9 protein-coding genes are annotated in these 10,572 nt (G+C 67.0%); all 9 read left to right on the forward strand.

The genetic code is table 11. The features are described 5' to 3' along the window. Nucleotides 1-460 (forward strand): hypothetical protein (locus tag JSV65_00760; protein ID UCH34920.1); only part of this gene is annotated, 460 nt, incomplete at its 5' end. A 357-nt stretch (nt 461-817) separates the two neighbouring features. Then, nucleotides 818-1,879, forward strand: a complete 1,062-nt coding sequence (locus tag JSV65_00765; protein ID UCH34921.1) for a DUF2961 domain-containing protein — start codon at nt 818-820, stop codon at nt 1,877-1,879. A 90-nt stretch (nt 1,880-1,969) separates the two neighbouring features. Further along, nucleotides 1,970-3,238 (forward strand): ADP-ribosylglycohydrolase family protein, encoded by a 1,269-nt coding sequence (locus JSV65_00770; GenBank protein UCH34922.1) that lies wholly within the window; start codon nt 1,970-1,972, stop codon nt 3,236-3,238. Between the two features lie 130 nt (nt 3,239-3,368). Then, entirely contained in the window at nt 3,369-5,462 is a 2,094-nt protein-coding gene (locus tag JSV65_00775; GenBank protein ID UCH34923.1) for a hypothetical protein, read from the forward strand. Nucleotides 5,463-5,770: 308 nt separating this feature from the next. Continuing rightward, nucleotides 5,771-6,778 (forward strand): GNAT family acetyltransferase, encoded by a 1,008-nt coding sequence (locus JSV65_00780; GenBank protein ID UCH34924.1) that lies wholly within the window; start codon nt 5,771-5,773, stop codon nt 6,776-6,778. Between the two features lie 436 nt (nt 6,779-7,214). Beyond that, the gene (locus JSV65_00785) at nt 7,215-8,186 is read left to right on the forward strand and encodes a GNAT family N-acetyltransferase (protein UCH34925.1); all 972 of its coding nucleotides are present in this window, start codon (nt 7,215-7,217) and stop codon (nt 8,184-8,186) included. Nucleotides 8,187-8,210: 24 nt separating this feature from the next. Then, on the forward strand, nt 8,211-9,179 hold the full coding sequence (locus tag JSV65_00790) for a GNAT family N-acetyltransferase (protein UCH34926.1): 969 nt from the start codon (nt 8,211-8,213) through the stop codon (nt 9,177-9,179). Then, nucleotides 9,176-9,967: a class I SAM-dependent methyltransferase gene (locus JSV65_00795; protein UCH34927.1), complete on the forward strand. Its 792-nt coding sequence runs from the start codon at nt 9,176-9,178 to the stop codon at nt 9,965-9,967. Before JSV65_00790 ends, JSV65_00795 begins: the two co-directional genes overlap by 4 nt. Further along, nucleotides 9,964-10,431 carry a GNAT family N-acetyltransferase gene (locus tag JSV65_00800; GenBank protein UCH34928.1) on the forward strand — a complete coding sequence of 156 codons (468 nt, stop codon included), beginning with the start codon at nt 9,964-9,966 and terminating at the stop codon, nt 10,429-10,431. Before JSV65_00795 ends, JSV65_00800 begins: the two co-directional genes overlap by 4 nt. Nucleotides 10,432-10,572 lie beyond the last annotated feature (141 nt).

Genomic DNA, 10,572 nt, shown 5'->3' on the forward strand with positions numbered 1-10,572 from the left:
CGGCACGGTGGGGTACCCGGGGTACCCGTTCTACATGGCCGGCTCCTACTGGTGGGGGTGCTGCCATTTCGGCGGCGGCGACCCGCTCGCCGCGTCCGAGTTCTGCGGCGAATCCGGCGCGTTCTGGGACATCGCCTGGCTGCTCGGCTACATTAGCACAGATGAGTATCACGACTCGCAGGAGTACTGGGCGTGCTCCAACGCCGTGGGCAACTTCGACGATCCGGTGTGGAAGCCGATGACCGGCTGCCTCGGCTTCGGCGACCACGAGGGCTACAGCCACGAGTACACGCAGACCCATATCATCCCGCCGGAGTTGTATGCGGCGGTGGGTTACGGCGAGCCGCCGGTGATTCCGTGCACCATGCCGATGGGGTTCGTAGACGGTCACGTCAAGTACATGCGGCTGGGCTTCTACCAGATGATCTCGCTGCTGACGTCGCCCAACGAGCTGCAGTAGCTTGCGTTTCGACAGTATGGCACATCCTCGACTGGCCGGCGCAACCGCGGCGGCGGTTGCGCCCAGTCCGGCGGGATGCCGAGTGTGCCGGCCCGCCCGGTCGCAGCAGGGCGGGCCGGCCCACGAATACGTTGGATCTGCGGCGGAGGACGACCGTTTCACGGGACCCAAGGCGCGGCGGCGGATGCACCGCGATATCGGCCGGAAGCGCCGCACGGGGAGGTGCGACTCATGTGTCCCACACAGCTACCGCGGATAGTGGCGAGCGCGATTGTGGTGTTCCTAACGCTTGCTGCTGCGAGTTCTTTGACGGCGGATGGGGCGGCGGGATCTGAAGATAATGCCGAACACCGGAGGATGAGCGTGTTTGACAACTTTGGGTTGAACTTCGGGCTAGGGGCGATCCCCCTGCTGAGCGATGCCGAAACGCGCTCGATTTCGGCGGAGAATCCGGACGGGGCGCGCGGCGGGGGCGCGCGTGCGGTGCCGGATGCGCGCAGCGATGCGTCGGACCTCGGGCGGGGGTGGAAGGTCCGACCCTGCATCACGCTCGAAGCAGGCAGCACCACCACACTGGCGGACATTGACGGACCCGGCATCATCCAGCACATCTGGAGTACCGTGACCGAGAAGGCACTGCGGGACTGCGTCCTGCGGTTCTACTGGGACGACGAGAAGACCCCGTCGATCGAAACCCCGCTCGGCGACTTCTTCGCGCTGGGCCACGGCCTGCGGTACAACGTCGTATCCCTGCCGGTGGCGGTCAACCCGAACGGCGGCATGAACTGCTACTGGCCGATGCCCTTTCGCAAGCACTGCAGGATCACAGTCGAGAACCAGCGTTGGGAGCCGATTGAGGGATTCTTCTACCAAGTCACGTACAGCCTGACTCCGGTACCCGACAATGCGGCGTACCTGCACGCGCAGTGGCGGCGATCGGTGACGCCGCGCGAGGCGCCGCAGCATACCATCCTCGACGGCGTCAAGGGCGAGGGCCATTACGTCGGCACCTTCCTCGCCTGGACCCAGCTTGCCAACGGCTGGTGGGGTGAAGGCGAGATCAAGTTCTTCATTGATGGGGATGACGAGTTCCCGACTATCTGTGGCACGGGGACCGAGGACTACTTCGGCGGAGCGTGGGCGTTCGGCGATACTTTCACGGGGCCGTTCCTCGGGTACCCGCTGTGGCAGCGGAATCCCGGCCAGGTGCCGAAGCACGGCTTGTATCGCTGGCACATCATGGATCCGATCCGCTTCCGTCAGGACCTGCGGGTGACGATCCAGGCGTTGGGATGGTGGCCGAACGCGAAGTTCCAGCCGATGCAGGACGACATTGCGTCAGTCGCCTACTGGTACCAGGCGGAGCCGCACGCGGCGTTCCCGGAGCTGCCGGGGATCAAGGAGCGCTGGCCAAGGTAGTGTCCGAGCGGCACGGCACAGGTACAGCGGCTGGGCCGCGGCGAGGCGCGGTCGCCGCTCCGGTCCACGAAATCATTCCGAGGATATACGATGGCAGTGTTGGAGACAACGTGGCGTCTCGACGAGGCGCCCGGGTTGCTGGGGTACTGCAATCAGATGATCACCGCGCAGCGCGAGCTCGGCCACGACGTGAGCGAGGCGGAGCGGCTTGCGCTGGAAGCAGCGCAGGCGCTCGAGGCCGAGCGGCCTGAGCGCACGGTGCGCTTGGTGGCGCAGGCGCGGGCCGCGTTGCGGAGTTCTCCGCCGCTGCCCGATTGGCCGTATGTCGAGCCGACCGATCTCGAGGGGATCAAGGCGGAGATGCCGACGGTGCGGCCGCCGGTCGTCATATGCGAAGGCGACGCGACCCGCGACCGTATTCACGGCGGGTGGCTGGGCAAGAACATCGGCGGCGCGCTCGGCGGCCCGATCGAGGGGTGGACGCGCGAGCGCATCGCCGAGGCGTACGGCGAGATCAGCGATTACGTGCAGAAGCCGCCGAGCACACTCAACGACGATACGGCCTACGAGATCGTCGCCCTTCACGTCGTCGAGGACAAAGGGCGGGACTTCACAGCGACCGATATCGGCCTCGAGTGGGTCGAGCGCATTCCTCAGTCCTACACCGCCGAGCGCGTCGCGATCGAGAACCTGAGGCGCGGCCTGATGCCGCCGGAGTGCGCGTTGGTGGACAATCCTTACCGCGAATGGATCGGCGGACAGATGAAGGGCGAGGTGTGGGGGCTGCTGTGCCCCGGCCGCCCGGCGGACGCGGTCGAGTACGCGTATCGCGACGCGATTGTCGCGCACGAGCGCAACGGCGTCTACGGCGAGCTGTACGACGCCGCGCTGATCGCCACGGCATTCGTCGAACGCAACCCGCGCACGCTGCTCGAGAGCTGCCTGGGATTCGTGCCTGCGCGTTCGCGGTTTGCCGAGGTGGTGCGGGACTCGATCAGATGGTGCGACGAGTCGGGCTCTTGGCTGGAAGCATGGGAGAAGGCGGAGGCGAGCCACGCCGGGCGCTACCATCCCGATCACACGTTCCCGGCGATCTGCGCGGTTGTGATCGGCCTCCTCTTCGGCGAGGGCGACTTCGAGCATTCGACCTGCATTACCGCCAGTTGCGGACTCGACACCGACTGCAGCGCCGGGCAGACCGCCGCGATCATGGGCACAGTCCTCGGCGCGTCCGGCATTCCTGAGAAGTGGAAGGGCCCCCTCGGCGACGACTTCGAGACCTTCGTGGTCGGCTACGAGCGGTTGAAGACCTCCGAGGTCGCCGAGTGGACCTGCCGGCTGAGCCAGAAGCTTGCGTGACCGCGGCGGCGCGCGCGGCAGCCTGACGGCGTAGAGCGAGCGGCAGACGGGCCTCCGCCGGCGGAAGCGCCACTGTCGCACCGTCGGCTCGGAGGAGGCCATCATCGCGTCCATTGCGGCCGGCCCTACGGTGCACGAACCCGCCGTCACCCGCCGCGCCATCGCCGTCGGCCTCGTGGGCACCGCCGCCCTCGGCGTCATCACGCCGTGGACCGAACTCTACCTGCGCGGGACATGGATCGCCGCCTGCCACCTGCCGATCGGCGCGTTTGTGCTGTTCGCGTTGTGGGCGGGCGGCGTCAACGCGCTGTTACACCGCCTGTCGCCGCGCTGGTGCATGACGCGGCGCGAGGTGCTGGTCAGTTACCTCATCATGCTCGTCGCGGCAGGCATCCCGTCGTTCGGCCTGACTGAATACCTCCTGCCGACCCTGGCCGGCGCATTCTACTTCGAGACCCCGGAGAACGGATGGCAGTCCCTGTTCTTCCGCCACATCCCGCAGTGGTTCGTGCCGGTGGATCTGCGCGGCTATCCCGCGGTCGCTGGGACGATGAGCGACAACTGGGTGTACGGCGTTTACGCGTGGCTGCCGAAGTGGCTCCATCCCGCGGGCCCGGAGATCATACGGCAGTTCTACGAGGCGATCCCCGACGCGCAGCGCATGGGCCCGGTGGGCCTGCTGCGCACGATCCCGTGGGGCGCGTGGCTGATCCCGATGGCGGCATGGACCGCGATGGCCTACACGCTGTTCTTCATCCTGCTCTGCATCACCGTCGTCCTGCGGCGCCAATGGGTCGAGCGCGAGCGCCTCGCCTTCCCCCTGGTGCAGATTCCGCTCGACATCACGCGCAGTGAGCCGGTGACCGCCGCGCTCCCGTCGTTCTTCCGCAGCCGTGTGATGTGGGCCGGCTTCGCGATCCCGTTCATCGTTCATTCGATGAATGGGCTGCACGTGTACTTGCCGGCGGTGCCCGACCTCCCGGTCGCTCACGACCTGGCGCACTACTTCAGGTCGTGGCCGTGGAACCAGACCGGGATGCTCGGGATCTGGACCCATTTCAGCGTCATCGGGTTCAGCTTCCTCATCCCCACCGACCTGTCGTTCAGCCTGTGGTTCTTCTACTTCGTGTATCAGCTCGAGACGATCGGGGTGGTGGCGCTAGGCTATGCCCTTGATTACGTCCCGACCTACTCGACGCCGACCTTCGCGGCGTACCAGATGTTGGGGGCGTTCTTCATGCTCGGCGGCGGCATGGCGTGGGCCGCGCGAGCGCATCTGAGGACAGTGTGGGATCGTACGGTTGCGGCGGTGAGACAGCAGGGACCCGCGGAACCAGATCGCGAAGCGCCCGACGCGGACGAAGCCTTGCCATACCACGTCGCGGTGCTCGGCCTCGGCGCGGGCGCCCTGCTTCTGGCGGCGATCCTCTCGACCGCGGGGCTCGACTTCGGAATCGCGCTGCTCTCGATCGTGCTCTTCCTGATCACGGCGATCGTCCTCACGCGATTCGTCGCGGAGGGCGGTTTGCTGTTCATCGCCGCGCCGTTTCGCCCGTCCGATATCATGATCGCCGCGGTCGGCACGCGACCGCTGGGGGCACACAACCTGACCGTCCTCGCCTACGTCGAGCGCGCACTTGCGCTGTTCGACGTGCGCTCCTTCATCATGCCGTCATTCATGGACGCGTGGCGCATGTGCGACGCCGCGCAGGTGCCGAAGCGGCGCCTGCTCCCGGCGTTGGCGGCGGGGGTCGTGATCGCGACGGTGGTGAGCTACGCCGCGCTGATCATCCTGGCGTACCGCTATGGCGGGGTGACGTTGGAGCAATGGTTCCTCATCTCGTCGCCGCGGGAGCCGTTCGTGGTGCTGGCCTCTTACCTCACCGACCCGCGCAAGGCCAGCCTGGCCGACATCGAGTTGACCGGGGTCGGCGCGGTGGCCACCTGGGCGCTGATGGCGCTACGCGCGCGCTTTGTCGGTTGGCCGCTGCACCCGATCGGTTATGCGATGGGCCCGAGCTGGCCGATGATCCAGCTGTGGTTCTCGATTCTCGTCGGGTGGTGGTTCAAGTGGCTCATCCTGCGCTGGGGAGGGATGAGCCTGTTCCGCAGGGCGCGCCCGTTCTTCCTCGGCCTGGTGCTGGGCGAATTCGCGACCGCCGCGCTATGGATTGTGATTGACAGCATCAGCGGCGTCCGCGGTCACCGCTTCTTCCTGTTCTGAGGAGGCCCCGCGGCGGCCGCGGCGAACCTGGAGCACGGCGCAGTGACGGGAGTTGGGCTCGCCTCGTCTTGACAAGGGGACACCGGGCTGCTATGCTGTGCCAGCGACGATGAAGAAGAGCAGGCAGAGCATGTATAATCCGTTTTCACTTCGTGGGGATCTGCGCGCCACCGCGCGCGTTTCGTCCATGCTGCCTGCTGGTCCACCCTGACGCCCTAACCGTAACCGCATAGCAAGCGACACCGGCGAAACCACAGGCAGACAGAAAAGGCCTGTGGTTTTCGATTTTGTTGGGGGAGGTTACCGGGATGAGCGACTGCGAGGCCGGCGGGACGAAGCGGGGACCGGATGTCATCAAGGGCGAACGCGTGCTGCTGAGGCCGCTGCGGGAGAGCGACCTCGAGGAGTCGCTGCGCGTGTGGACGCCGGAGCTGCGGCACATGTACGGCGGGAGCCTGACCTCGCCGCGGCGGCCGACGATGGAGGACCGGCGGCGGTGGTTCGAGCGGGTGCAGCGGGGCGAACAGGGTCACTTCCACGCAGTCGAGGCGGACGGTCGGTACATTGGGCACGCGACGGTCGAGATGACGGACGAAGGCAGCCGACGTGCGCGGTTCCGCATCGGCATTGACAACCCCGATTACTGGGGCAAGGGCTACGGCACGGAAGTGACGCGGCTCATGCTGCGCCTCGCGTTCGAGGAGATGGACTGTCATCGCGTGGCTGTCCGCGTGGCCGCGTACAACGCGCGCGCGATTCGGTGTTACGAGAAGTGCGGGTTCCGCCACGAGGGCGTGGAGCGGGAGAGCTTCTTCGCGGACGAGGAATGGCACGACGATGTGATGATGGCGATGCTGCGCGGGGACTGGCAAGAGCTACAGGAGGCGGCGCTGGGCACGGGCTCCGTGCGAATTCGCGCGTTCACGATTGCCGACTACGAGCAGGTCGCGGCGCTGTGGCACGCGGCCGGGCTGGGCCCGCGTCCCGCGGACGCGCGCGACGAGGTCGCCAAGAAGCTGCGGCGCGACCCGGATCTGTTCCTCGTCGCCTGCGCGGGAGAGCGGATCGTCGGCACGGTCATCGGCGGGTGGGACGGGCGGCGGGGCTGGGCGTATCGCATGGCGATGCATCCGGATTATCAGCGGCGCGGACTCGGACGGGTTCTGATGCGGGAACTGGAAGAGCGTTTGGTCGGCAAGGGGGCGATTTCGATCAACGTCATCTACAATACGGACAACGAGCGAGCGCGGGCATTCTACCACAGCCTGGGATATGAAGATCGCCGCGAGGTGAGTGTGATGGGGAAGGCGCTGTGAGGCGCGCGCGGGGGAGGACGCGCGCTGATAGATCGCAGGCGAGGACCCTTCGACCGACGCTCAGGATAAACGCCCGCGCCACCAACTGGGCTACGCAAGCGAGACGCTTGCGCCACCGGATGTGGTCGCGAGACCGTGTGCGTCGCTGCCGCGAACGCATCCCGTTCGTCGGGGCAGGCCGCCCCGACCCGTCGGTGCGGGAGAGAGTGAAGGCCACGCCGTCTGCACAGCCGTTTCCGGGTCACCCTCACCCGCGCCGCTCACGCGGCCCGGCCTCTGCGCCGCAGGCGCACAAGTCCCTGGTAGGGAGAGGGTTGTAGGTCTGCGCGCGGGGCACAGGCCCTTCGGCCACCGCTCAGGACAGGCCGCGCGCCCGAGAGCGACGGGCGCGGTCCTTAGCGATCATAGTTGTCAACGGCAGTGGAGGTATTGTGCGATGAACGAAGTGACGGTGCTGTTGCGGCCGATTACCGAGGAGGACCTGCCCGACCGTGTCCGCTGGTTCAACGATCCGGGGGTGACCGAGTGGCTGGTGCGTGAAGGGGGCGAGCGTACCCTTGAGCAGGAGCGCGAGTGGTTCGCGCGGATCTCGTCGCCGGAATGCACGCAGATGGTGCTGGCGATCGAGGCCGCCGGTCACCATATCGGCGCCACGGCGCTGCACTTCAGCGACGATGCCCCGATCGCGACCTTCGGCATTGTCATCGGGGAGAAGTCACGCTGGGGCCACGGCTGGGGCATCGCCGCCACGCGGGAGATGCTGCGGATCGGTTTCGAGGAACGCGGCCTGCACCGCATTCAGCTCGAGGTGTGGGCCGGGAACCCACGCGCCATTCGCTGCTACGAGAAGTGCGGCTTCCGTCACGAAGGCATGCTGCGCCAGGCCGTCCTCAAGCGCGGCGCGCTCGTGGACCTGGTGGTAATGGGATTGCTGCGCGAGGAGTGGCAGGCGTTGCAGCAGTGTCCGTCCGACGGCTTGTGCGAACTCGGTCCTCAGGATGTCGCAGACATCATCGGCGTCTGGGAGCAGGTGGGGTTATGGCCGCATGTTGGCGAGGATCGGGAGGTCGTGAGGCAGGCGCTGATGCTGAGACGGAACGTCCTCTGCGGCTGGCGGATGTCGGGGGCACTCGTCGGCACAGCGATCGGCGCGTGGGACGGCTTCCGCGGGTGGCTCTATCGGGTTGCGGTATTGCCCGCGTATCGCCGGCAGGCTATCGCCTCGGCGTTGGTGACGGAGATCGAGCGGCGATTGGCCAAGGCCGGCGCGTATCAGATCAATCTCATGATGCGCACCGGCGATGATCAGGCGCGTGCGCTCTATGCGCGCCTTGGCTACGAGCCGTTCGAGGCCGGCCTCATGCGCAAGCGGTTCCCGATCCCTGCCGGTGGCATCGCAGAAAGGTGAAAACCGGCAATAGGAGATGAAGAGATGAATGGTCCAATCGTCCGCCTCCGGCCGATAACGGAAGGCGATCTGCCGAACTACGTGCGGTGGTTCAATGACCCCGAGGTGATGCAGTGGCTGAAGCGCGAGCCGGGGCTGACGCTCGAGGAGGAACGCGAGTGGTTTGCGCACATCTCGTCGCCGGAGTGCAAGGAGCTGGTGCTGGCGATCGAGGCGGAGGGGCGTCACATCGGCGGCACGGGCCTGCACCTGCGCGGCGATGAGCAGAGCGCCATGTTTGGCATACACATCGGCGAGAAGTCATACTGGGGCAAAGGCTACGGCACGGCGGCGACGCGCGAGATGCTGCGCATGGGGTTCGCGGAGCGGGGCCTGCATCGCATACAGTTGGAGACGTGGGCGCACAACGTCCGCGCGCGGCGGTGCTACGGAAAGTGCGGCTTCCGGTATGAGGGGCTGCGCCGCAGAGCCATTCTCAAGGCCGGCGAGTGGATTGACGTCGTGACGATGGCCATCCTGCGCGAGGAGTGGGAGGCGCTCGCGGCGGCGCCCGCGGCCGACCCCTGCGAGCCGCACATCCGCGGCTACCGCCCAACGGACTACGACGAGGTCGCCGACCTGTGGCGGAGCGTGGGCTTCCATATTCGAGCGGGTGACAGCAAGGAGGCGCTCGACCGTAAGCTGGCGCGCGATCCGGACTTGTGCCTGGTGGCGGAACTCGGTGGGCGCGTCGTCGGGACCGCGCTGGGGGATTGGGACGGCCGGCGGGCGTGGATCAACCGGGTCGCCGTGCATCCGGATTATCAGGGACGCGGCGTTGGCCAACGCCTCATGGGGGAGGCGGAGGCGCGGCTGGCGGCATTCGGCGCGCAGCGCGTCGCGCTGCTTACCACCGCGGATCGCCCGCAGGCGATCCGATTCTACGAGGACGCGGGCTATGAGGTCCGCCGCGATGTCGCGTACTTGAGCAAGGAGCTCCGGAGCGAATTATGAACCCCGACTCGAACCTGTACAGGGATGCATGGATCTCGGAGACGTACGACTATCACTACGCAACGCGCGGAATCGGCGACGACGTCGCCCTGTGGCTGGCGCTGGCGGCCCAGACCGGCGGGCCGGTGCTCGAACTCGCGTGCGGCACGGGGCGGGTGGTGCTCCCGCTGGCGCGGGCGGGATATGAGATCACCGGCCTCGATCTGTCGCCGCACCAGTTGGCGGTGGCGCGGCGGAAGCTGGCGCAGGAACCTGGCGAGGTGCAGGCGCGCGTGCGCCTGGTCGAAGGCGACATGAGCGGCTTCGATCTCGGCGCGACATACGGGCTCATCATCATCCCGTTCCGCTCATTCCAGGCGCTGCTCGAACGGTCGCAGCAGCGGGGTTGCCTGGAGTCGTGTGCGCGTCATCTGTCGCCCGGCGGGCGACTGGCGATTGATGTGTTCAATCCGCGGATGTCGCGTCTCGCGGCGATCGGGCCGGTGGAGGAAAGTGAAGCGACGTACACGGGGCCGGACGGCAGCGATATTCGTGAGACGGGGAAGACCGAATACGACACTGCGAACCAGCGGCTGGTGTGGCGCCCGCGCTATGAATGTACTGCGCCCAACGGCGAGGTGATGGTGCGCGAGTACGCGTTGGAGCTGCGCTACTTCTTTCGCTTCGAGATGGAGTGGATGTTGGATGCGGGCGGGTTCGAGGTCGAGGCGCTGTACGGGGACTTCGACCGCAGCGCGCTGACGGCAGAGAGCCCAGAGATGATCTTCGTGGCGCGCAGAGCGCGATGAGCGAGACTCAACTGCGGCCGACGACGATGGAAGATGTGCCGGCGATGACGGCCATCATGGAGGCGCTGCCGGAGTGGTTCACTCCCCAGGCGGTAGAGAGGGTGCGCGCCGAGGACTGCCGATTGCCGGGACTCGTGGCGGCCGATGAGGACGGGAACATTGTAGGCTTTGTGCTTTGGGAGGAAAAGCCTGACGAGTGGGAGATCGCGTGGGTCGCCGTCGCGAGGGAACATCACGGACGCGGCATCGGCAGGACGCTGTTGGCTGCCATGTTGGATCGCGCGCGTCAGGCCGGCATCGCCTGCCTTCGCGTGGCGACGGTCGCGCCGACGGTTGCGTACGAGCCGTACGCGCGGACACGGGCGTTCTACGAGAGGTGCGGGTTCCGACTTGAGAGCGTGCGGGAACGCGGGTGGCCGGACGGCACCGACCGGGGGGACTACGTGCTGCAATTGGCGCTTTGAGGCCCGCCCGGGATCCCGTGGAGGTCACGAAGATGAGCGAACCGACCTCTGAACATCGCGCGGGGGCTTCGAGCCGTCGCAAGCGAGGCCCCTTCGCCAAGGCTTCGGAGCCCAGGGGCGCTCGTGCGACCAGATGCGATC

The organism is Armatimonadota bacterium, from assembly GCA_020354555.1.
GTDB lineage: Bacteria > Armatimonadota > Hebobacteria.

Bases quoted from the DNA above. Each gene is read 5' to 3' on its own strand.
- JSV65_00765 (UCH34921.1), top strand. From the start codon at position 818: ATGAGCGTGTTTGACAACTTTGGGTTGAACTTCGGGCTAGGGGCGATC.
- JSV65_00770 (UCH34922.1), top strand. From the start codon at position 1,970: ATGGCAGTGTTGGAGACAACGTGGCGTCTCGACGAGGCGCCCGGGTTG.
- JSV65_00780 (UCH34924.1), top strand. From the start codon at position 5,771: ATGAGCGACTGCGAGGCCGGCGGGACGAAGCGGGGACCGGATGTCATC.
- JSV65_00785 (UCH34925.1), top strand. From the start codon at position 7,215: ATGAACGAAGTGACGGTGCTGTTGCGGCCGATTACCGAGGAGGACCTG.
- JSV65_00790 (UCH34926.1), top strand. From the start codon at position 8,211: ATGAATGGTCCAATCGTCCGCCTCCGGCCGATAACGGAAGGCGATCTG.
- JSV65_00795 (UCH34927.1), top strand. From the start codon at position 9,176: ATGAACCCCGACTCGAACCTGTACAGGGATGCATGGATCTCGGAGACG.
- JSV65_00800 (UCH34928.1), top strand. From the start codon at position 9,964: ATGAGCGAGACTCAACTGCGGCCGACGACGATGGAAGATGTGCCGGCG.